A 22683-nucleotide genomic window follows, 5' to 3' on the forward strand; every position below is an offset into this window, starting at 1 on the left:
GAAACCACAAACCCCCGACTTTCACTAGGAAAATCAGGGGTTTGTGTTTGCAGAATGTGGCGGTGAAGGAGAGATTCGAACTCTCGATACAATTTCTTGTATACACACTTTCCAGGCGTGCTCCTTAAGCCACTCGGACACTTCACCGTATCTCGTCAAACCAGTTCAGTCTGTCGAGGCGCGCTAATGTAGTCGAAAGACTTGCTGATGGCAAAGGTTTTTTTCAGAATTTTCATGCGGTTAGACCGGTATTCCGTGACGGGCCAGGCGAGGGCGATGATTCTGCCATTCTCAGGCATCGACGGCACGCGTCTGGGACGGTTGCTGCGCCCTGCCCCAGGCGGTTTACCGCCGGGTATAGAGGGAAAGCCTGACTGGCCAGTCAGTCACAGCGCTTTACCAGGCCGGGCGTGGTGAGTAACGTCTGCGCATGCACCTCTATAACAAGTCCTACAAGGAACCACGTCATGAGTGAGTTGATCTCCTACCACCTGGAAGACGGTATCGCGACCCTGACCTTGAGCAACGGCAAGGTGAATGCCATTTCTCCGGCGGTGGTCAGTGCATTTAATGAAGCGCTGGATCAGGCCGAGAAGGATCGGGCGGTGGTGATCATCACCGGAACGCCGGGGATTCTGTCGGGTGGCTATGATTTGAAAGTGATGACCGCCGGCCCTAAAGAAGCGATCGGCCTGGTGACGTCGGGCTCGACGCTGGCGCGGCGCCTGTTGGCGCATCCGTTCCCGGTGATCGTCGCGTGCCCTGGGCATGCGGTGGCCAAGGGCGCGTTCCTGCTGTTGTCGGCGGATTATCGGATCGGGGTCGAGGGCCCGTTCAGCATTGGCCTGAATGAAGTGGCGATCGGCATGACCATGCACCATGCGGGGATCGAATTGGCGCGCGATCGTCTGCGCAAGTCGGCGTTTCAGCGTTCGGTGATCAACGCCGAGATGTTCGACCCGCAAGGCGCATTGCAAGCCGGTTTCCTCGACAAGGTGGTGGCGCCAGAAGCGTTGCACACAGCGGCACTGGAAGCGGCGCGGCAGTTGAAGAAGCTCAATATGAACGCCCACAAGCAGACCAAATTGAAAGTGCGCAAAGCCCTGCTCGAAGCCTTGGATGAAGCAATCATCCAGGACCAGGGCCATATTTTGAGCTAAGCCGCCTGCATGTGCCGTATCAAAGCCCGACCTTGAGTCGGGCTTTTTCTTACAAAAACAACCGACTAATCCTTGGCCGCTCTAGTCTGCCCCTGCTGGCACTTATTGAAACATGTACTTAAACATCGCCTATCTCCTACCTCTATCGGGGCAATTGCCGAATACAGTGTACATCCGTACACTGCGCCACCTTTTGTCTCGATGGTGCCGTGTCGATGCTGTTTCTGTTGCGTATGTCGTTGATGGGCCTGCACTTTATCCTCGCCGGCGGCTTGGGCGTGTTGCTGGGGATCTGTCGGCCGTTCAACCCGGACAATAGCCGTCTGTGCGCGCGCCTGTATGCGCTGCCGGCGATGCGAATACTGGGGCTGCGCGTCAAGGCCGATGTCGATTCGCTGCGCAACAAGCCCGGCAGTTGTCTGATCATCGCCAACCACCAGTCCAACTATGACCTGTTTGTGCTGGGCACCGTGGTGCCGCACCGCACCGTGTGTATCGCCAAGAAAAGCCTGAAATGGGTGCCGTTGTTCGGCCAACTGTTCTGGCTGGCGGGCAACGTGCTGATCGACCGCGGCAATGCGTACAAGGCACGCCGTGCGATGCTCACCACCACCCGGACGCTGCAGCATAAGGACACGTCGATCTGGGTCTTCCCGGAAGGCACGCGCAACCTGGGCAAGGGCCTGCTGCCGTTCAAGAAAGGCGCGTTCCACATGGCGATTGCCGCTGGCGTGCCCATCGTGCAGGTGTGCGTGAGCAATTACGTCACCCATATGCAACTCAATCGCTGGAACAGTGGCGATGTACGCATACGCTCGCTGCCGCCGATTCCTACCACCGGACTGACTGCGGATGACATCCCGGCGTTGATGCAAGCCTGCTACGCGCAGATGGATGAATGCATCAAGGCGATGGACCACGAACTGCAAAGTGCCATAACAATAGAACTCGCTTCCAGCTAAGCTGCCCAACATCTGTTCCCCTGATAAGAAGTGATCGGCACCATGGGTAGAGTTGTTGCGGCCGCTGTTTACAGCGCCGGAAAGAAAGTTACTGATATCACCCTCGACGAAGGCGCGGCCTGGGCCGCCAAACCCGGGCATTTTGTCTGGATCGGCCTGGAAGAGCCCGACGCCCGCGAGCTGGGCAACCTGCAACGCCAGTTCAACCTGCATGAACTGGCCATCGAAGACGCCCTGGAAAAACACAGCCGCCCCAAGCTGGAAACCTTCGGCGACGCGCTGTTTATCGTCACTTATTCTCCAGTGCGCGAGAACGGCAAGCTGGAGTTTATCGAAACCCATATCTTTGCCGGCAACGGCTACATCATCACGGCGCGCAACGGGCACTCGGCGTCCTACGGTTTTGTGCGCCAGCGCTGTGAGGCACGGCCATTGTTGCTGGAGCATGGGGAAGATTTCGTACTCTATGCGCTGCTGGATTTCGTCACCGAAAACTACCAGCCGGTCAGCGAGGCGATCCACGCCGAGATCGATGAGCTGGAACGCAACGTGCTGTGCAGCTCACTCAATGAGCACGATATCCAGAACCTCCACGGCCTGCGCCGTGACGTGCTGCGCCTGCGCCGCTACGTGGCACCGATGGTGGAGATCAGCGAAGAGCTGCAGAAGCTGAGTTTTCCATTCATCGACAAGAACATGCGCCCGTATTTTCGTGATGTACAAATCCACGTCACACGGCAGATGGAAGACCTGGCCACCCTGCGCGACATCGCCAGCCAGACCATCGAGATCGGTGTGTTGCTGGAGGCATCGCGCCAGAGCCTGGTGCAGCGCAAGTTCGCCGCGTGGGCGGCGATCCTGGCGTTCCCCACCGCGGTGGCGGGGATTTACGGGATGAACTTCCAGAACATGCCCGAGCTGCAATGGCATTACGGTTATTTTGGCGTGCTGGGGTTCATCGCCGTAGGGTGCAGCGGCTTGTGGATCAGCTTCAAGCGTTCGGGCTGGCTTTAACCTTGGCTTCAGGCTTGTGCGCGACGAAGCGCATCATCCACTCCGCCACGGTCACACCGTGGTGGTCGCGCTCGAGGCTAGCCACGCCATTCTTGTAGACCTTCTCGCCCAAGGTTGTCTGAAGAATCTCCAACAGCTCGCGGGAATAGTCGTGGATGAACTCGGGGTGCCCCTGGAAGCACAGCACCTGATCGCCGATGTGGTACGCCGCAAACGGGCAAAACTCGCTGGAAGCGATGACCGTGGCATTGTCCGGCAAGGTGGTCACCTGGTCCTGGTGGCTGATCAACAACGTCAGCTCCGGTACCTCAGGGCTCATCCACGGCGCCTTGGCATCGATTTTGTAATCGTGGATGCCCATGCCCCAGCCCTGGCCGGCGCGCTCGGTCTTGCCGCCTAGCAGCAACGCCAACAATTGGTGACCGAAACAGATGCCCAACAACTTGTCGCCGCGCTCATAACGGTCGAGCAGGTAGGTTTTGAGCGTCTGAATCCAAGGGTCGGTGCCAAACGAATCGGCCTTGCTGCCGGTTACCAGATACGCGTCAAACACTTCATCATCCGACGGGTATTCACCCTGCACCACGTTGTACACGACAAACTCGGCCGGGATCGGCTGCTTGGAGAACAGGCGCTTGAACATCTGCCCGTAACCTTGGTACTGATCGATCAAGCCTGGACGCAGGATATCGGTTTCCAGGATGCAGACGCGTAGCGACATAAAAAATACCTGACACGGCGATGGGAATATTGAACACCTCCAGAGCCTGCCTTGAAATGTACCTGCAAAGCAAGCCCCGCATCGATCACCGAAATACTTCACCCTGTGCGGCTTTCTGCAGCAACAACGCCGGCGGCGAGAAGCGCTCGCCATACTGCTCGGCCAGGTAGCGCGCCCGTGCAATAAAGTCGTTCAAGCCGTACTGGTTGATAAATTGCAAAGCGCCACCACTCCACGCCGCAAAGCCGATACCGAAGATCGAGCCGACGTTGGCGTCCGCGGTGGACATCAACACGCCCTCCTCCACGCAGCGCACGGTTTCGATGGCCTGGATGAACAACAAACGGTCGCGCACGTCCTGCGCTGAAATGCGTTGGTCGGGGCGTTCGAAGCGGCTTTTCAGTTCCGGCCACAAATACTTCTGCCCACCTGCGGGGTACTCATAGAAACCGCCCCCCGCCGCCTTGCCCATGCGCTGGTATTCGTTGACCAACAGATCAATCACCTGCGTCGCCGGATGGGTTGGCACGGCTTTACCTTCAGCCTGCAGATCCTTGGCTGTCTGCTGTCGGATATGGCTCATCAGGCTAAGCGACACTTCGTCGGACACCGCCAGCGGCCCCACCGGCATACCGGCCTTGCGCGCTTCAGTCTCGATCATCGGCGCAGCCACGCCTTCGCCGAGCATGGCAATGCCTTCGTTGGTGAACGTGCCGAACACCCGCGAGGTGAAGAAGCCGCGACTGTCGTTGACCACAATCGGGGTTTTCTTGATTTGCAGGACGAAGTCGAAACCACGGGCCAGGGTTTCGTCCGAGGTCTGTGTACCCTTGATGATTTCCACCAGGGGCATCTTGTCCACCGGGCTGAAGAAATGCAGGCCGATGAACTTGGCCTGATCCGGCACGGCCGTGGCCAGGCCACTGATAGGCAAGGTGGACGTGTTGGAAGCGATCACCGCGTCCGGGCCGACCACGTTTTGCGCGGCCGCAGAGACTTTGGCCTTGAGCTCACGGTCTTCGAACACCGCTTCGATGATCAGGTCGCAGCCGGCCAGGTCGGCGTCAGACTGCGTAGGATGGATACGCGCCAAGGTGGCTTCGCGCTGCTCGGCGGTCAATTGCCCACGGCTGACCTTCTTGTCCAACAGTGTGGCCGAGTGCGCCTTGCCTTTCTCGGCGGCTGCGAGGTTGATGTCCTTGAGCACCACTTCAACGCCTGCACAGGCGCTGACATAGGCGATCCCCGCGCCCATCATCCCGGCACCGAGCACGCCGACCTTGCGCGTCAGGTAAGGCGCAAAACCCTCAGGACGCGAACGCCCGGCGTTGATGTCATTGAGCTGGAACCAGAAGGTGCCGATCATGTTTTTCGCCACCTGCCCGGTGACCAACTCGGTGAAGTAGCGGGTTTCGATCAGGTGCGCGGTGTCGAAATCCACCTGGGCACCTTCCACCGCCGCGCAGAGAATTTTCTCCGGCGCCGGCAAGCAGCCATTGGTTTTGCTGCGCAGGATCGAGGGCGCGATGGCGAGCATCTGCGCGACTTTCGGGCTGGACGGCGTGCCTCCGGGGATCTGGTAAGCCTTGTTGTCCCAAGGCTGCGCGGCGTCGGGGTGGGCGAGAATCCAGGCGCGAGCCTTGGCCAGCAGTTCGTCGCGATCCACTGCCAGCGCGTCGATCAAGCCCGCTTGCAGGGCCTGCCGTGGGCGGATCTTCTTACCTTCGAGCAAATACGGCAGGGCTTTTTCCAAGCCCAACAGGCGCACCATCCGCACCACGCCACCGCCGCCCGGCAGCAGGCCCAGGGTGACTTCCGGCAGCCCCAGTTGTAGCGACTGGTCGTCCAGCGCGACCCGGTAATGACACGCCAGGCAAATCTCCCAGCCGCCGCCGAGGGCCGCGCCATTGATGGCGGCGACCACCGGTTTGCCAAGGGTTTCCAGGCTGCGCAGTTGCGCCTTCAGTACCCGCACACTGTCGGAAAATTCCTTGGCGTGGGCCTTGTCGACCTTGATCAGTTCATTGAGGTCGCCACCGGCAAAGAACGTCTTCTTCGCCGAGGTGACGACCACGCCGGCGATCCCGTCCTTTTCCGCTTGCAGCCGCGCCACGGTGGCCGCCATGGCCTCGCGGTACACAGCGTTCATGGTGTTGGCGCTCTGGCCGGGCATGTCGAGGGTCAGGACCACGATCTGGTCCTGGCCTTTTTCGTAACGAATGGCTTGGGTCATGACAATTCCTTGGGCTCAGAGGCGTTCGATAATGGTGGCGATGCCCATGCCACCGCCGACACACAAGGTGGCCAGGCCGTAGCGTTGTTGGCGCACTTCCAGTTCGTCGAGCAAGGTGCCGAGGATCGCGCAACCGGTAGCGCCCAGCGGGTGGCCCATGGCGATCGAGCCGCCGTTGACGTTGACCCGGGCGGCGTCGATGCCCATGTCTTTGATGAACTTGAGTACCACCGAGGCGAACGCCTCGTTGACCTCGAACAGGTCGATGTCTTCGACGCGCAGCCCGGCCTTGGCCAACGCCTTGCGCGTGGCTGGCGCCGGGCCGGTGAGCATGATGGTAGGGTCGGTGCTGGTGACCGCCGTGGCGACAATCCGCGCCCGCGCTTGCAGGCCCAGCTCGCGGCCCTTGGCCTCGGAGCCGATCAACATCAACGCGGCACCGTCGACGATACCGGAGCTGTTGCCGGGGGTATGGACATGGTTGATCCGCTCGACATGGCTATAGACCCGCAGCGCGGTGGCGTCGAAGCCCATCTGCCCGATCATCTCAAAGCTGGGCTTGAGCTTGCCCAGGCCTTCGAGGGTGGAGTCGGCACGGATAAATTCATCGTGGTCCAACAGCACAAGGCCGTTCTGGTCCTGCACCGCGATCAGCGACTTATTGAAGGAACCGTCTGCGCGTGCCCGGGCCGCTTTCTGCTGGGAATGCAGGGCGAAGGCGTCGACGTCTTGACGACTGAAGCCTTCCAGGGTCGCGATCAAATCCGCGCCAATGCCCTGGGGCGTGAAATGGCTGTGCAGATTGGTTTGCGGATCGAGCACCCAGGCGCCGCCATCGCTGCCCATGGGCACGCGGGACATCGACTCGACGCCACCGACCACCACCAGGTCTTCGAAGCCGGAACGCACTTTCATCGCGCCCAGGTTCACCGCCTCGAGGCCCGAGGCGCAGAAGCGGTTGACCTGGACACCGGCGACGCTGACGTCCCAGTCCGCCACCAGCGCGGCGGTCTTGGCGATGTCCGCGCCCTGGTCGCCCACGGGGGTGACGCAGCCGAGGACGATGTCATCGACCTGGCGGGTATCGAGGTCGCTGCGCCGGGCCAGCGCCGTCAACAAACCCGCCACCAGGTTTACCGGCTTGACGCTGTACAAGGCACCGTCGGCCTTGCCTTTGCCCCGGGGCGTGCGTATCGCATCAAAGATCAAAGCTTGGGTCATGACATCCTCGAACCGCTGTACATGTGTGCCCTTACCTTAGGCCCGATTGACACGGTTTCAATGACGGATGCGCTCATTGCGTTTGACCCCCTCGCTCGGACGAACGGTAGCAGATGAGTGCAACCGTTTGATTAATCGTTTTAGCGGTCTAGCCAAGGCATTGGCGCCAAGATGGCGATAGGCCTCATACCTTTTTCAGTAAAAAATATGACAAGTTGATATGAAATGGATCTAAGCCACGCAGAACGAGGGCTCTAAGGTTCACTCAGTAGGAAGTTGCTGCCGGGTTTTGCTGGAGCAGCTGTAAGAAAAGCGACACGTCACGTTGCGATACTGAAATAAACCGGCACGCATTTGACGCTCAGGAATAACAACAAAAGGCAGTCAGCCATGTTCAAGCATTCGAAAATACGTCAGGCGGGACTTATTCTGTTCGCCACCACACTGATTCTGATCTTGCCCAACCTGACCAAGGTGCTTGGGTGACGAATCACACGCGCCATTCTGTACATCAGGCTTGCAGTTTTTGGCAGCTCCTGCGGGGACATTGCGTATAGCGGTCCTGTTGCAGGGGCTGCCGTTTTGCCTGGGAATTTTCCGGTATCTTAGGCGCCACTTCTTCTCGCACCGGGCCCCTCTCTTGAAATCGATCCTCGCCCTCTTCGCCTTGTTCCTCGCCCTGCCCGTTGCCGCCGCGCAGTTGACCATCGAGCTGGACCACACCAGCAAGACCTGGCAGACCGAAGACCTGCTCAAGCACCCCGATGCACAGACGGTGCATATCGTTGATGACGTTTCCTACAAGCGAAGCATGACGTATCGCGCAGTCCCGCTGGCGGTACTCCTACCGGGTCTGCAGACGGAAAACCATCTGCAGGCCATCGCGCTCGACGGGTTCGCCGCCGAACTGAGCGCCGCGCCTTTGCTGGAAACACACGGCGCCCGCGCCTGGCTGGCGGTGGAAGATCCCACCGATCCGTGGCCCGCGCTGGCCGCCGACAAGCCGAGTGCCGGGCCGTTCTACCTGGTGTGGACGAACCCTCAGGCCGGGCACATCAGCCCCGAGCAATGGCCGTTCCAGATCTCCGGGATCAAGCAGTTGAAGACGGTTGCCGAGCGTTTTCCGGCGTTGCTGCCCGATCCGAAGCTGGGTGCGAATGATCCGGTCAACCAAGGTTTTGCGCTGTTCCAGAAAAACTGCCTGGCCTGTCACCGCCTCAATGGGGCTGGCGATGCACAGGTAGGGCCGGACCTGAACATTCCCTACAACCCCACCGAATATTTCAGCGGCGATTTCCTCAAGCGCTATATCCGCGACCCACAAAGCCTGCGGCGCTGGCCCCAGGCGAAAATGCCGGCCTTCGCCGCCGGCGTGTTGCCCGACAGCGAGCTGACGTTGCTGGTGGGGTATTTGAAGCATATGGCCGGGCGTAAGCAGCAGCCCTGAGCTATTGCTGCTGCACCGAAACCAGCGGCGTCGGCGCCACCGACACCTTGGCATGCATCTGCTCATGCCCGCCGCCGCGCCGCATGCCGCGTACCGGGCAGGCGTCCAGATAATCCAGGCCCACGGCCAGTTTCAGGTGCCGCTCCGGCCGCGCCAGTTGGTTGGTCACGTCAAAGCTGTACCAGGCGTCGTCCAGCCAGGCTTCGGCCCAGGCGTGACTGGCCAGGTGCGTGCTGTCCTCGGTGTACAAATACCCCGACACATACCGCGCTGGAATCCCCAGGCTGCGCGCGCAGGCCAGGAACGCGTGGGTGTGGTCCTGGCACACCCCCGCACGCCCCGCGAAGGCCTGCGCGGCGCTGGTGTCGACCTCCGTGGCGCCGGGCGTGTAGACCATCGAGTGGTTGAGCGCGTGCATCAGGTCGATCAAGGCGCTGCGGTCGCGGCGCTGATGGCAATGCTGCTCGGCAAAGCGGCGCAGGGCTTCGTCGGGCTCGGTCAGCCGCGTACTGCGCAGGAACGGGTAGGCCGACTGGCTCTCGTGCTCAGCCTCGCGCAACTCGTCGATATCGACCTGACCACGGGCGCCGATGATGATGGCGTCGTGAGGCTCGTCCAGGGTCAGCACATGCAGGATATTGCCGAACGGGTCGACCTGGGCACGCACCGGACGCGGTAGATCCAGTTGCCAACTGAGTACGTGCTGGCGTTCGCTGTCGTGGGGCGTAAGGCGCAGGTACTGGATGCTGGCGCGCACCTGATCGTCGTAGTGGTAGGTGGTTTCGTGGCTGATGGAGAGTCTCATGCCGCCTCCAGGTAGGAACTGTAGATGGCGTCGCCCAACTGGCGGACCAAGGGAATAAAGTCGGTCAGCCAGGCATGCAGGCCTTCCTCGAGGATTTCGTCGATGGCGGTAAAGCGCAGGCGCGCATCCATTTCGGCGGCCAGGCGCTGGGCCGGGCGGCCGTTGAGGCCGGGCAGGCTGGCGAGGATCTGGTCGATCTCTTCGCTGCAGGCCCGCAGCGAACGCGGCACATCGGCGCGCAACAGCAACAGCTCCGCCACTTGCCGGGCGCCGGGGGCGTCGCGGTAGATCTCGGTGTAGGCCTCGAACGACGACAACGCACGCAACAAGGCACTCCACTGGTAGTACGCGTGGGCTGTGCCATCGCTGACCGCTTCGGCCTGGTCGCCAGCCATTTCATAGCGTGCGTCCAGCAGGCGCAGGGTGTTGTCGGCGCGCTCGATGAAAGTGCCCAGACGGATAAAGCGGAAAGCATCGTTGCGCATGATCGTGCCGTAGGTGGCGCCGCGAAACAGGTGCGAACGCTCCTTGACCCACTCACAGAACCGGCTCATGCCGTAGCGGCTCAAGCCTTGCTGGGCGATGTCGCGGATATCCAGCCAGGTGGCATTGATGTTTTCCCACATGTCGGCCGTGATTCGCCCACGCACCGCATGGGCGCTGGCCCGCGCAGCACCGAGGCAGCTGTAGATGCTGGCTGGGTTGGCCGCGTCCAGGGCGAAAAAGTGCAGCAGGCGTTCGGCGTGCAGCTCACCGTGTCGCGCGTGGTAGTCGTCCAGCGTGCCGGTGATCAGCAACGGCATGGCCAGTTCATGCAGGCCGTCGCCGCGCCCGTCCTGGGGCATCAGCGACAGCGAATAGCTGACGTCGAGCATGCGCGCGAGATTTTCCGCGCGTTCGAGGTAGCGCGACATCCAGTACAGATCCGAGGCAGTTCTACTCAACATAGCATCAGTCCTCAACCACCCAAGTGTCTTTGGTGCCGCCGCCCTGGGACGAGTTGACCACCAGTGAACCTTCGCGCAGCGCCACGCGGGTCAGGCCGCCGGGCACCACGCGGGTTTCCTTGCCGGACAACACGAACGGGCGCAGGTCGATATGGCGCGGGGCGATACCGTTTTCGACGAAGGTCGGGCAGGTGGATAAACACAGGGTCGGCTGTGCGATATAGGCGTGGGGCTTGGCCTTGATACGCGCGCGGAAGGCTTCGATTTCCGCCGCCGTGGAAGCCGGACCGACGAGCATGCCGTAGCCGCCGGAGCCTTGGGTTTCCTTGACCACCAGGTGCGGCAGGTTAGCCAGTACGTGGGACAGTTCGTCGGGCTTACGGCATTGGAAGGTCGGAACGTTCTTCAAGATCGGTTCTTCATCCAGGTAAAAACGGATCATCTCGGTGACAAAGGGGTACACCGACTTGTCATCCGCCACCCCGGTGCCGATCGCGTTGGCCAACACCACATTGCCCGAACGATAGGCGGCAAGCAGGCCGGGGACGCCGAGCATGGAGTCCGGATTGAAGGCCAGCGGGTCGAGAAACGCATCGTCGAGGCGGCGATAGATCACGTCCACGGCCTTGGGGCCGTCGGTGGTACGCATGAAAACGCGGTCATCGCGCACGAACAGGTCGGCGCCCTCCACCAGTTCCACGCCCATTTCCCGGGCGAGGAAAGCATGCTCAAAGAACGCACTGTTGAAACGCCCGGGGGTCAACACCACCACGCTGGGGTTATCCAGGGGGCTGGCGCTTTTCAGGGTGTCGAGCAGCAAGTTGGGGTAGTGGTCGATCGGCGCGATACGCTGGGCCGCGAACAGTTCGGGGAACAAGCGCATCATCATCTTGCGGTCTTCGAGCATGTAGCTGACGCCGCTGGGCGTGCGTAGGTTGTCCTCCAGCACGTAGTAAGTGCCGTCACCATCACGCACGAGATCGACACCGGAGATGTGGGAATACAGATCGCGGTGCAGATTCAAGCCCTGCATAGCCAACTGATACTGCTCGTTGGCCAGCACCTGTTCGGCGGGAATGATCCCGGCCTTGATGATGCGTTGTTCATGGTAGAGGTCGGCGAGAAACATGTTCAGCGCCTTGACCCGCTGAATGCAGCCACGTTCGACAATCCGCCATTCACTGGCGGGAATGCTGCGCGGGATGGTGTCGAAGGGAATCAGGCGCTCGGTGCCCTGCTCATCCCCGTAGAGGGTGAAGGTGATCCCGGCGCGGTGAAACAGCAAATCGGCTTCACGCCGGCGCTGGGCCAGCAGTTCAGCGGGGGTTTCGGCCAACCAGCGGGCGAACTCGCGGTAATGAGGGCGAACCTGCCCTGCCCCATCGTACATTTCGTCGTAATAAGTGCGGATCATGCCGTACTCCTTGTCACCCGGACGCAAGAATCATCGCAAGGCCCGTGCCAGCGGCATAAACACTTAAGAATCAGTGAGTTAAATAATAGCGGGGAGCTAAGCGCACCATCCTGGTGCGCGGAATGCCCGGTGTCTTGTCACGCGCTTCATCACAATGCGGGCTTTGACTATCAACAGCATAGCCAGTGTTGATTTCACTGCCCGCCCCCCGGTGCGGATAATCACCGTCATCTGCTGAACAGGACTCGTCCTACAGCCTTACCCATCGCGCAATCGGTACCGTGTGATCTCGTGTATCGACCGACTCCTCCGGTCTTCCCTTTCGACCACCCCACTCGGGTGGTTTTTTTTGCCTGGAAATACCGCGCGAGTTGCGTCTGATTTCAGACGCCACAAACAAAATCGGCCGACCCAAAGGTCAGCCGATACGCTGTGTTTCTCATACTGCTACATGGGTAACCCACGCACCTCCTGCTTGACGCCCCATCCTTCGATGATCCCGCCCAGCGGCTCGACCACTGCTTCAAAGTCTTGCTCGAAGTCTCCTATGCCGTCGTAGGTTGCAAACATGATCTTGCTCAGTTCCAGGTACCAGGCGCCATCGTCGCGCGCGCTGACCTGGGCATTCAGGGATTCGCCACGAAACCGACCCGCAGCCCTGCGCGCCCGTTCCTCGTCCGGGAAAATGGCGTAGAACTCGATGGGGTGGAACCGTGAAAAATCGAAGCCGCCTTCTTTCATGCGGCGCAGAACGTTGGTGCTGATGTCTTCTTGATAGGCTGTGCTCATGAAACGTCCTCCTCAAACCGATGGATAGACTTTCCGTGCTTCCCGAAGCCCACGCCTTACTGGCGCGGGTACTACGGCAATGACATCACCGCTGGAAAACAAGCATGTAGCTGACAAGACCAGACCTTAGCGATTCATTCGCTGATCTCACTTGCAGAGTAGCGCGAAGCTATCACCTCCACCAGAGGCGCTTGAATGGCAGACAGGGAATGTTCAGACGACGGGAGAGATGTCGAGGATCTGGATACTGTTCTGGTCTTTGAGGATCTTGACCGTCGGTTCGGGTTTACGGCCTTCCAGGTCATTGAGGTCCAGTTCGGCGGCCACCGGCACCAGCTTGTCGCGAATCAAGTGTGCCGCATCTTCGAGGCTGGGCTTGTGCTCGCAGGTGAACTGCTCCACGGACTGCACGCCGTGATCATCAACGAAGGTAATCTGCCACTTTTGCATCGGTGCCTCCTCGATAAAGCCCGCGTGTGGGCTTACCTCTATCTGGACCTTGAGGGCTCGCTAAACGTTCCACTCAAGGTCGCAGGCACCGGGTCTGCCGCGCTTACTTCTCGGCGCGTTCCCTGAGGGCTTTCAAGGTGTTGAACGGGGCGTCCACCACGAACTTGTTGGCCAACCACGAAGGCACGCTGCCGCCTGGCTCGGTGTGTACCTGGTAGGTCACTTCGGTTTCGTTGGCGCCTTTAGGCACCAGTTTCCAGTAGCCATCGACCTGGGCCACGCGCACATAGCCCTTCACTTCCGGCTGATAGGTCGGCACTTCCAGCAGCGTGCGGGTCACGCTGCCGTCGGCGGCCTTGGCCGTGGTGATTTCCAGGATCGAATCGCGGTCGGTCACTGGGAACGGGGCCTTGAATTGGGTGTAGGTCCAGCTCTTGACGCCCTCCTGCTTGAGCAGTTTTTGCGACTTGCAATCATGAATCCAGGCGCAGGCACCGACCGCATCTTCCTGCAAGGCTTCGATCTTGGCCACGGGGGCCTTGATCACTGTCACACCGCGATACGCCTTGTACTTGGAACCGGCGACTTCGCTCAGCGACACCTTGATCCCGTCCTCATCCTTGGCGACTTGCCAATCCTCAGCCTGAGCAGTGGCAGCAAACAACACCGTAAAACCGCACAACACAGCCATTCGTTTCAGCGAACCCATTGTTGTATTCCTTATTGTTGAAGTTCCGATAGTAAAGCCATCAAGCCGCCGTCATCTGCTCCCACCAGCCGATCAACCTGATCGCATCGGCCTGGTCGGTGCCGCAGACCTCGATATCCGCCTTGAAATCACTGCACACCGCCGGCCGTTCCGGTTGCCCGAACAGCAGGCATAACTGTTCGACCGACAGGTGCAGGCAGCGTTCGCCCGCGGGTTTGCCGTGGGGCATTCCCGGCAGCGGTGAACTGATGGAGGGGGCGATGCAGCAAGCGCCACAGCCTTCACGGCATTTCATGAGCAACAGGTCCTCGACGGCTCAATAGGGACGGCCGGGCTAGAGTACGCCCTTAAACAGCCGTTTTAAAATGGTCTAACAGGGGTTTTTCGCAGAAAATAAAAGTGACTGACCAGTCTGCGACAGATGGTCGAGTGTCGACGTCACCTTCGCCGGAAAAGTTTATTGCTTGAATTCGAAATCCAGCGCCGCGCCTTCCACCTCACGCCGTTCTTCGTTGCGCAGTTGCAGCTTCATCTCATTGCTGAGCAGGCGACCGTTGATCTGGAATGCACTGTTGTCAGTCGGCTTTTCGCCAAACATCGGCGGTAACAACGGTACGTTTTTCGGCGCCGGCATGCTGCCGATGGGCTGCAAATGCCTGACCATGTCGGAGGGCAGGGACAAGTCCAACTGTGCCGGTGGCAAGTGGGTCTGGGCCACTTCGTGGGCGGACTTGGACTTGCTCGCAACCGGCGCGCGTTTTTTTGCCGATGCGTTTTTTTTGTTGGTCGCCGGGGCTTTTTTCGCCGGGGTCGGTTTTTTTGCGGGGGTTGTGTGCTCGGTACTCGCGGTCGGTGCGGGGTCCGCCACAGGCGTCGCCGCCAGCGTGACGCCGACGTGACTCAGGCTGAGCAGGCTAATCACTAAAACAGCGCGAAAAATAGAAGTCATATTGCCAACAGCATTAACGGCAGAAGGCCATATGCTCGCTTGTTGAGGGCAGCATGACAAGCGCGGTGATTGGCCAGCTATCAGAACTGGCTACTTGGCGAGCCTCACAAGCCGGCCGCTGTCTCCAGGCATAACTGACTGGCGAGCATCCCCAAAGTCATCAGCGCCCGCTCTGCCTCGCGATTCCACGGCGTGCCGCAGTTAAGACGAATACAGTGGTTGAACTGTTCCGTATTACTGAAAATCAACCCCGGTGCGATGCTGATGCCCTGTTGCAATGCACGCACATGCAGTTCCTGGGTATTGACCCGCCCCGGCAAACTGACCCACAGGATAAAACCGCCGGTCGGACGGGTCATCTGGGTGCCTTCGGGAAAATACTGCTGAACCGCCAGTTGGAACGCGCTGAGGTTCTTGCGGTACTCCTGGCGGATGTAACGCAAGTGCCGATCGTAACCGCCGTTCTCCAGGTACGCGGCGACGCCCATCTGGGTGACGCTGCACGCCGAATGGGTGCTGAACATCTGCAAACGCTGGATTTCCTGCTGATACTTGCCAGCGATCATCCAGCCGATACGCACGCCGGGTGACAGGGTTTTGGAAAAGCTCGAGCAATAAATCACCCGGTCGAGGCGATCGTAGGCTTTCAGGGCTTTGGTGCGCCCCAGTTCGAACATCAGTTCGCCGTAGATATCGTCTTCGACGATCTGGATATCGAAATCCGAGGCCAGGCGCAGCAAGTGTTTCTGCCGCTCCTCGGGCATGGTGCCGCCCAACGGGTTGCTCAGGCGCGTGGTCAGCACCAGGGCTTTGATCGACCACTGGTTAGCGGCCAATTGCAGGGCTTCCAGGCTCATGCCGGTGGCGGGGTCGCTGGGGATCTCGATGACCTTGAGGCCCAGCAGATCCGCCAATTGCAGCAAGCCGTAATAGGTCGGCGACTCGGCGGCGATCAGGTCGCCCGGCCGCGTCAGCACCCGTAACGACATCTGCAGGGCATCGACGCAGCCGTGGGTGATCACCACTTCGGAGGGGTCCACCACCACGCCGGCATCGCGCATGCGGATCGCCACCTGGCGGCGCAACGGCTCGAAGCCGGGGCTGAACATGTAGCTGAACGCCCGCGGGCTCTGGAAGCGCGTGACCTTGGCCAACTGCTGGTGCAGTGCGCGTACCGGCAAGTAATCCACACTCGGCACGGCCGCGCCCAGCGGGAATACGCCTTCGCGACGCGACTCCACCAACACTTGCTGAATGATGCTGCTGCGCGTCACCAACCCCGGGCGCTCGACCCGGGCGATATCCGGCGTCGGCGCCGTCAGCGCCGGTGTCTGGTGTACGTAATACCCGGACTGCGGCCGTGCGCGAATCAAGCCCTGATCTTCCAGGTTGGCGTAAGCCTGCAACACCGTGGCATGGCTGACGTTGAGCTGGGAGCTCATCTTGCGCACCGAAGGCACGCGCTCGCCCGGTTGATAGACACCGCGCCGGATATCCTCAGCCAGTTGCTGGGCGATACGTTGGTAAAGCAACAGATTGGTCATGACGCAGCACTCGATTTCACGGCTATTTTATTTTTGTGTGAAACATACCGGCACAGTTTAGAAGTGTACGGGGACAGTTGCCACAATAGTCGAGCGCGAGCGGCAGTGATAGAAAAAACTGTAAGGGTGGCCTGAGGCGTTTCGGGTACCCCCGAAAAAATGTGGGAGGGGGCGCCCCCTCCCACATTTTGCTTGCGCCAGGTTCCTAGCGGGCGGCGCCCAACTGGCCCTTCGCGTCGGAGAACACGATCTCTACCCGGCGGTTCTGCGCGCGGCCGCGCTCGGAAGCATTGGCCTCCACCGGGTACTGGTCGCCATAGCCTTCGACCTGGATGCGCTTTTCGTCGATCCCCAGGTCCACCAGCACATCCGCCACCGATTGCGCGCGGTCGCGGGACAGTTGGAGGTTTTCCTGCTCGCCGCCGGTGCTGTCGGTGTAACCCTCGATACGCACGATGCGCTTGGGGTTCAGTTGCAGGAACTGGACGATTTTCAGCACGGTGCGGTTGGCCGAGTTTTTCAGTTCGGCTTCACCGGTGTCGAACAACACGTCGCCCAGGGTCATCACCAGGCCGCGATCGGTCTGGGTGGTGGCCAGGCTGGCGATCTGTTCCTCAAGCCATTTGCCCTGCTGCTGCACGCTGATCAGCTTGCTCTCGCGCAGGGCCAGTTGCAGGCGCTGGCGTTCCAGTTCGAGTTTGGCGCCACGTTCCTGATTGAGCGCCTGCTCGGTGTGTTCGCGGGCGATCGCGCTGTAGCGCTGGCTGAGGTAGGCGTAATGCACCACGTCGGCACCGCTGCCCCAATAGCTGGACAAGCGATCGGCACGGGCCAGGGACTCTCCGGCGCGGATCACGTCCTTGGGCGCGAAGCGCAGCACGTTGGCGTCTTCCTTGACCTTCTGGAAGTCGCTGCCCGCCTGTTGCAGGGCCTGCTCGCCATTCGGGTGGCTGGCGCAACCGCCCAGGGCCGCGCTGCCCAGCAGCACGACACAACTCAAGCCACGGATCATCGGGCTCATTGGGCTTCTCCCAGCTGCAATTGCTTGCGCAGGCGGGTGATACGGGTATTGAGCACGTTCAGTTGTTCCTGACTCTTGCGGGTCAACACTTGGGCTTCGGCGAGACGCGCATCCAGCTCAGCCTGTTCGGCCCGCATGCGCGCGTTCTTGTAGGACTGGTCGGCCATATCAGCCTGAGCCTGGGCGAATTTACCTTCAGCCAGTTTCAGTTCGGACGATTCATCGGAGTTGGCACCCACGGCGTTGGCTTGTTCCAACGCTTGCTGGGTGAGGCGTATTTGTTCATTCGGCGCAGGATCGGCTGCACATCCCGCCAGAGCAACGACGGCGAGGGCCGCTAAAAAAGGTCGAAAAATCACTGAAAATCCCTACTTTGTTGGGGTGCCGACGGGTTGCTGCAATTGCGCTTTCCAGCGCTCCAGATTGCGCTGCAGCGCAGCTTGCGCCACACCAGACCCGGACAATTCTGTCATCTTTTTCGCCAGCTGTCCGCGCAGCCAGGGGTCATTGCACGCGGAGTTGTGGGAAATCGCCAGGTACAGGCCAGGCTGATCGACGGGCACGTCGCGGGCGAACAGGTCATTGCTCATGCCCAGGGTCTCGGCCATGGCCATGCCGGAGTAACGCCCGGCGAGTACGTAGTCCACTTCCCCCAGCAGCAGTTTCTGAAACGCCGGAGTCAAGGTGGGCAGGCGTTGCAGGGTCAATTGCTGGGCGGCGAAGGTTTCAAAGTCGTGGCTCAACCGCGCCCGTTCCGACACCGCGCCCTGATGGCCGTGCAGGTCCGCGGCCGTGGCATAGGCCAGCGCCGAGTCCTTGCGGGTCCAGACCAGATAGTCGATCTGCACCAGCGCCGGGTGGAGGTAGTCGAGGGTTTCCAGCTCGCCGATATTCAACGGCGCATCGGCCAGCAGATCCATGCGCCCGCTGCGCACTTCGTCCAAGGCCTGGGAACGCTTGCCGCCATAGAGCAGGTCGATTTTCAGCCCAAGGTCCTGGGCCACTTGCTGCAACATGTCGGCGGTGGCGCCGATCAAGTGCGTGGGGTCCTGGGGATCGCGCCAGAGCAAAGGCGGAGCGTCCGGGCTGCCGGTAGCCACCAGGCGCTCGCATTTGCCGGCCGCCAGCGACAGGGTCGGCAGCAACAGTGTGAAACCCAGCAGTGTGGCCCAGGGGCGCAATTCCATGGCGAGGTGCTCCGATAATAAAAAGCCCGGTCAAAAGACCGGGCTCTTTATAAGTGAAGCGACTGGATTAGACCAGCTTCTCCAATTCAGGTACGGCTTCGAACAAGTCCGCCACCAGGCCGTAATCAGCCACCTGGAAGATCGGTGCTTCTTCGTCCTTGTTGATCGCCACGATCACCTTGGAGTCTTTCATGCCGGCCAAATGCTGGATCGCGCCGGAGATACCGACGGCGATGTACAGCTGTGGCGCAACGATCTTGCCGGTCTGGCCGACCTGCATGTCGTTGGGCACGAAACCTGCGTCGACCGCAGCGCGGGAAGCGCCGACGGCAGCGCCCAGCTTGTCGGCCAGGGCGTACAGGTGCTTGAAGTTGTCGCCGTTCTGCATGCCACGCCCGCCGGAAACGACGATCTTGGCAGCGGTCAGCTCAGGACGATCCGACTTGGCCAGCTCTTCGCCGACGAAGCTGGAAATGCCCGCGTCATGGGCCGCGGAGACGGCTTCAACGGCGGCCGAACCGCCTTCGGCGGCAACCGGGTCGAAACCGGTGGCGCGCACGGTGATGACCTTGACCGCGGCGGTCGATTGCACGGTGGCAATGGCGTTACCGGCGTAGATCGGGCGCTTGAAGGTGTCGGCGCTTTCGACCGAGATGATCTCGGAGATCTGGTCAACGTCCAGTTGCGCGGCAACCCGCGGCAGGATGTTTTTGCCGTTGGAGGTGGCAGCGGCCAGGATGTGGCTGTAGCCAGCACCCAGCTCGGCGACCAGAGGCGCGACGTTTTCCGGCAGTTGGTGAGCGTAAGCGGCGTTGTCGGCCAGCAGTACTTTGCTCACGCCAGCGACTTTCGCCGCGGCTTCAGCCACGGCGCCAGCGCCCTGACCTGCAACCAGCACGTGGATGTCACCACCGATTTTCGCCGCGGCGGCCACGGTGTTCAGGGTGGCCGGAGCCAGTACCTTGTTGTCGTGTTCAGCGATTACCAAGATAGTCATGATTAGATTACCTTCGCTTCGTTTTTCAGTTTCTCGACCAGTTCAGCCACCGACTTGACCTTGATGCCCGCGCTGCGTGCAGCCGGCGCTTCGACTTTGACGGTCTTGTTGGTAGAGGCGGTGGAAACGCCCAAAGCATCCGGAGTCAGCACTTCGAGAGGCTTCTTCTTGGCTTTCATGATGTTTGGCAGAGACGCGTAGCGCGGCTCGTTCAAACGCAGGTCGGTGGTGACGATGGCCGGCAGTTTCAACGAAACCGTCTGCGCGCCGCCGTCGATTTCGCGGGTCACGGCAACGCTGTCGCCGCTCACTTCGACTTTCGAGGCGAAGGTGCCCTGGCCGTAACCGGTCAGTGCAGCCAGCATCTGGCCAGTCTGGTTGTTGTCGCTGTCGATGGCCTGTTTGCCGAGGATCACCAGCGATGGCTGTTCCTTGTCGACAACGGCTTTGAGCAACTTGGCCACGGCCAGGGAGGTCAGTTCTTCAGCGGACTCGACCAGGATGGCGCGATCGGCGCCCAGGGCCAGGGCGGTACGCAGCTGCTCTTGAGCAGTGGTCGGGCCGATGGTAACCACGACGATTTCAGTCGCCACGCCTTTCTCTTTCAGGCGCACGGCTTCTTCCACGGCGATTTCGCAGAAAGGGTTCATCGACATCTTGACGTTAGCGAGGTCGACGCCGGAATTGTCCGCCTTGACGCGAACTTTCACGTTGTAATCGACAACGCGTTTGACAGCTACAAGAACCTTCATGGATTCCTCGTTACTCTCCGGTGAAAAGAAAGTCGCCTAGGCGAACCTGGCGGTTGATGCTCATCGGCACACAAGGGCACCTTCAAAACCTTCGGCAAGTGACGCAGCGATGGAGAGTGATGACCGTTCGTCAGTGGTGACTGGGAGGTCATTCATGATCGCGACGTGTAAACTGCGCGCCAGCATTGGGCACGCGTCACTCTTTTTCGCCTTCGCCTGTCTTTAAAGGTGCTCTTGAAACCTACAGTCAGCCTACGGCGAGCGCAAAACCGACCGTATCTTGACCGGAACGCCTATTCTGGTCAATACGGCAAAATGGCCAGTCATAAGCCCCGTTGCTTTGATTTACCTAGCTTCCAAGCAATTCAAACAAACGTTTGTATTGGACGCTGAGAGTGGTGTAGATATAATGCGCCACCTAGAGAGAAAGGTGGTCATCCGCCTGCCCAGTGAACGCAGCGATGACGCTTACGACACCCAACCTCCACCCATTAGAAAAAAAGCCTGTGAGCCTGAGTAGGAGATAGCCTGTGGAACGCGAATACATGGAATTCGACGTGGTCATCGTCGGCGCTGGCCCGGCGGGCCTGTCTGCCGCCTGCCGACTGAAGCAGAAGGCCGCCGAAGCCGGTAAGGAAATCAGCGTCTGCGTGGTCGAGAAAGGCTCCGAGGTCGGCGCACATATCCTTTCCGGTGCCGTGTTCGAACCACGCGCCCTGAACGAACTGTTCCCGGACTGGAAAGAACTCGGCGCTCCGCTCAACACCCCGGTGGTGCGCGATGACATCTATGTGCTGCGCAGCGCCGACACCTCGACCAAGGTGCCTGACTTCTTTGTGCCCAAGACCATGCACAACGAAGGCAACTACATTATCTCCCTGGGCAACCTGTGCCGCTGGCTGGCCCAGCAGGCCGAGAACCTCGGCGTGGAAGTCTACCCAGGCTTCGCCGCGCAGGAAGCGCTGTTCGACGAAAACGGCGTGGTGCGCGGGATCATCACCGGCGACCTCGGCGTCGACCGCGAAGGCAAGCCGAAGGAAGGCGTCTACACCCCCGGCATGGAACTGCGCGGCAAGTACACGCTGTTCGCCGAAGGCTGCCGTGGCCATATCGGCAAGCAACTGATCCAGCGCTTCAAGCTGGACAGCGACGCCGACGCCCAGCACTACGGCATCGGCCTGAAGGAAATCTGGGAAATCGACCCAGCCAAGCATCAACCCGGCCTGGTGGTCCACACCGCCGGTTGGCCGCTGGACATCATGAGCAACGAGAACACCGGTGGCTCGTTCCTCTATCACCTGGAAAACAACCAGGTGGTGGTCGGCCTGATCGTCGACCTGTCCTACAGCAACACTTTCCTGTCGCCGTTCGATGAGTTCCAGCGCCTCAAGCACCACCCGGTGCTGGCCCAGTATCTGGAAGGTGGCAAGCGCGTCAGCTACGGCGCGCGCGCGCTGGCCAAGGGCGGCATCAACTCGTTGCCGAAGATGGTGTTCAAGGGCGGCGCATTGATCGGCTGTGACCTGGGCACCATGAACGTGGCCAAGATCAAAGGCAGCCACACCGCGATGAAGTCCGGCATGCTCGCCGCCGATGCCGTGGCCGAGCGCCTGTTGGCCGACGCCGAAGGCGGCGACGAGCTGACCAACTACGTCGACGCGTTCAAAGCCAGCTGGCTCTACGAAGAACTGTTCGCCACCCGTAACTTCGGCCCGGCGATGCACAAGTTCGGCCCGATCATCGGTGCCGGCTTCAACTGGTTCGACCAGAACATCCTCGGCGGCAAAATGCCGTTCACCCTGCACGACACCAAGCCGGACTACGCCTGCCTCAAGCTGGCCAAGGACTGCCAGAAGATCGACTACCCCAAGCCCGACGGCAAGCTGAGCTTCGACAAACTGAGCTCGGTGTTCATCTCCGGCACCAACCACGAAGAAGAACAGCCGTGCCACTTGAAACTCAAAGACCCGAGCATCCCGATCGGCACCAACCTGCCGCTCTACGATGAACCGGCGCAGCGCTACTGCCCGGCCGGTGTGTATGAAGTGGTGACCAAGGAAGACGGCGAGAAGCGCTTCCAGATCAACGCCCAGAACTGCGTACACTGCAAGACCTGTGACATCAAGGACCCTTCGCAGAACATCACCTGGGTCACGCCGGAAGGCGCAGGTGGGCCGACTTACCCGAATATGTAAAAGGGTTGCATGACCCAGGAGGCTCCCAGATCGGGAGCCTTTTTTGTGGCTGGCATCAACTCAATGTGGGAGGGGGCTTGCCCCCGATAGCGGTGGAACAGTCAGCACATCGATGGCTGACCCACCGTCATCGGGGGCAAGCCCCCTCCCACATTTTTAATCCCGT

General features: G+C 60.5%; 22 protein-coding genes and 1 tRNA gene. 5 read left to right on the top strand and 18 right to left on the bottom strand.

The genetic code is table 11. From position 1 onward, the window contains the following. Window positions 1-57: 57 nt before the first annotated feature. Window positions 58-147 (bottom strand) — tRNA-Ser (locus PverR02_RS23780). A gap of 320 nt (window positions 148-467) precedes the next feature. Between PverR02_RS23780 and PverR02_RS23785 the strand changes: the two genes are divergently transcribed. The 3 genes from PverR02_RS23785 (at window position 468) to PverR02_RS23795 (ending at window position 3136) form a co-directional block, all read left to right on the top strand. After that, window positions 468-1160, top strand: coding sequence for a crotonase/enoyl-CoA hydratase family protein (locus PverR02_RS23785; protein ID WP_017848500.1), 693 nt, complete (start codon window positions 468-470; stop codon window positions 1158-1160). Between the two features lie 215 nt (window positions 1161-1375). Next, the gene (locus PverR02_RS23790) at window positions 1376-2122 is read left to right on the top strand and encodes a lysophospholipid acyltransferase family protein (RefSeq protein ID WP_046382398.1); all 747 of its coding nucleotides are present in this window, start codon (window positions 1376-1378) and stop codon (window positions 2120-2122) included. A 42-nt stretch (window positions 2123-2164) separates the two neighbouring features. Beyond that, complete coding sequence (locus PverR02_RS23795; RefSeq protein ID WP_079445038.1) at window positions 2165-3136, top strand: magnesium and cobalt transport protein CorA; 972 nt, start codon at window positions 2165-2167, stop codon at window positions 3134-3136. Here PverR02_RS23795 and PverR02_RS23800 read toward each other — a convergent pair. From PverR02_RS23800 to PverR02_RS23810, 3 genes are all read right to left on the bottom strand, one after another. After that, window positions 3114-3857 (bottom strand): amidotransferase, encoded by a 744-nt coding sequence (locus tag PverR02_RS23800; protein WP_017848503.1) that lies wholly within the window; start codon window positions 3855-3857, stop codon window positions 3114-3116. The genes PverR02_RS23795 and PverR02_RS23800 overlap by 23 nt on opposite strands. 85 nt (window positions 3858-3942) lie before the next feature. Next, the gene (locus PverR02_RS23805; protein ID WP_079444522.1) at window positions 3943-6090 is read right to left on the bottom strand and encodes a 3-hydroxyacyl-CoA dehydrogenase NAD-binding domain-containing protein; all 2148 of its coding nucleotides are present in this window, start codon (window positions 6088-6090) and stop codon (window positions 3943-3945) included. A gap of 15 nt (window positions 6091-6105) precedes the next feature. Next, window positions 6106-7311, bottom strand: coding sequence for an acetyl-CoA C-acetyltransferase (locus PverR02_RS23810; RefSeq protein WP_046382396.1), 1206 nt, complete (start codon window positions 7309-7311; stop codon window positions 6106-6108). A 640-nt stretch (window positions 7312-7951) separates the two neighbouring features. On the opposite strand from PverR02_RS23810, the gene PverR02_RS23815 reads away from it, so the two are divergent. Then, on the top strand, window positions 7952-8758 hold the full coding sequence (locus tag PverR02_RS23815; RefSeq protein WP_079444523.1) for a c-type cytochrome: 807 nt from the start codon (window positions 7952-7954) through the stop codon (window positions 8756-8758). A gap of 1 nt (window position 8759) precedes the next feature. Here PverR02_RS23815 and PverR02_RS23820 read toward each other — a convergent pair whose 3' ends face one another. The 14 genes from PverR02_RS23820 to PverR02_RS23885 all read right to left on the bottom strand — a co-directional run bounded on the left by PverR02_RS23820 (window position 8760) and on the right by PverR02_RS23885 (window position 20322). After that, window positions 8760-9563, bottom strand: a complete 804-nt coding sequence (locus tag PverR02_RS23820) for a transglutaminase family protein (RefSeq protein ID WP_017848508.1) — start codon at window positions 9561-9563, stop codon at window positions 8760-8762. Continuing rightward, a complete protein-coding gene (locus PverR02_RS23825) occupies window positions 9560-10510 on the bottom strand; it encodes an alpha-E domain-containing protein (RefSeq protein ID WP_026140215.1) in 951 nt (316 codons plus the stop codon). The genes PverR02_RS23820 and PverR02_RS23825 overlap by 4 nt, the downstream gene beginning before the upstream one ends. Before the next feature lie 4 nt (window positions 10511-10514). Then, the gene (locus PverR02_RS23830; RefSeq protein WP_046382394.1) at window positions 10515-11924 is read right to left on the bottom strand and encodes a circularly permuted type 2 ATP-grasp protein; all 1410 of its coding nucleotides are present in this window, start codon (window positions 11922-11924) and stop codon (window positions 10515-10517) included. Window positions 11925-12371: 447 nt separating this feature from the next. Then, window positions 12372-12713 (bottom strand): ribonuclease E inhibitor RraB, encoded by a 342-nt coding sequence (locus tag PverR02_RS23835; RefSeq protein WP_003193463.1) that lies wholly within the window; start codon window positions 12711-12713, stop codon window positions 12372-12374. A gap of 213 nt (window positions 12714-12926) precedes the next feature. Then, on the bottom strand, window positions 12927-13163 hold the full coding sequence (locus PverR02_RS23840) for a hypothetical protein (protein WP_079444524.1): 237 nt from the start codon (window positions 13161-13163) through the stop codon (window positions 12927-12929). A 103-nt stretch (window positions 13164-13266) separates the two neighbouring features. Continuing rightward, window positions 13267-13872, bottom strand: a complete 606-nt coding sequence (locus tag PverR02_RS23845; protein WP_079444525.1) for an START domain-containing protein — start codon at window positions 13870-13872, stop codon at window positions 13267-13269. Between the two features lie 40 nt (window positions 13873-13912). After that, a complete protein-coding gene (locus PverR02_RS23850) occupies window positions 13913-14167 on the bottom strand; it encodes a YkgJ family cysteine cluster protein (protein WP_017848513.1) in 255 nt (84 codons plus the stop codon). A gap of 162 nt (window positions 14168-14329) precedes the next feature. Next, the gene (locus PverR02_RS23855) at window positions 14330-14821 is read right to left on the bottom strand and encodes a hypothetical protein (RefSeq protein WP_046489326.1); all 492 of its coding nucleotides are present in this window, start codon (window positions 14819-14821) and stop codon (window positions 14330-14332) included. 104 nt (window positions 14822-14925) lie between these two features. Next, entirely contained in the window at window positions 14926-16365 is a 1440-nt protein-coding gene (locus PverR02_RS23860) for an aminotransferase-like domain-containing protein (protein ID WP_017848515.1), read from the bottom strand. Window positions 16366-16570: 205 nt separating this feature from the next. Further along, window positions 16571-17386, bottom strand: coding sequence for an OmpA family protein (locus PverR02_RS23865; protein WP_017848516.1), 816 nt, complete (start codon window positions 17384-17386; stop codon window positions 16571-16573). After that, window positions 17383-17745: a DUF4398 domain-containing protein gene (locus PverR02_RS23870; RefSeq protein WP_046382390.1), complete on the bottom strand. Its 363-nt coding sequence runs from the start codon at window positions 17743-17745 to the stop codon at window positions 17383-17385. The genes PverR02_RS23865 and PverR02_RS23870 overlap by 4 nt, the downstream gene beginning before the upstream one ends. A gap of 9 nt (window positions 17746-17754) precedes the next feature. After that, entirely contained in the window at window positions 17755-18573 is an 819-nt protein-coding gene (locus PverR02_RS23875) for a substrate-binding periplasmic protein (RefSeq protein WP_046382389.1), read from the bottom strand. A gap of 67 nt (window positions 18574-18640) precedes the next feature. Beyond that, window positions 18641-19570 (bottom strand): electron transfer flavoprotein subunit alpha/FixB family protein, encoded by a 930-nt coding sequence (locus tag PverR02_RS23880; RefSeq protein ID WP_017848519.1) that lies wholly within the window; start codon window positions 19568-19570, stop codon window positions 18641-18643. Window positions 19571-19572: 2 nt separating this feature from the next. Next, window positions 19573-20322, bottom strand: coding sequence for an electron transfer flavoprotein subunit beta/FixA family protein (locus PverR02_RS23885; protein ID WP_017848520.1), 750 nt, complete (start codon window positions 20320-20322; stop codon window positions 19573-19575). A 530-nt stretch (window positions 20323-20852) separates the two neighbouring features. On the opposite strand from PverR02_RS23885, the gene PverR02_RS23890 reads away from it, so the two are divergent. Further along, window positions 20853-22517 carry an electron transfer flavoprotein-ubiquinone oxidoreductase gene (locus PverR02_RS23890; protein ID WP_017848521.1) on the top strand — a complete coding sequence of 555 codons (1665 nt, stop codon included), beginning with the start codon at window positions 20853-20855 and terminating at the stop codon, window positions 22515-22517. Window positions 22518-22683 lie beyond the last annotated feature (166 nt).

The sequence above is a fragment of the Pseudomonas veronii genome (genome assembly GCF_002028325.1).
Lineage (GTDB): Bacteria > Pseudomonadota > Gammaproteobacteria > Pseudomonadales > Pseudomonadaceae > Aquipseudomonas > Aquipseudomonas veronii.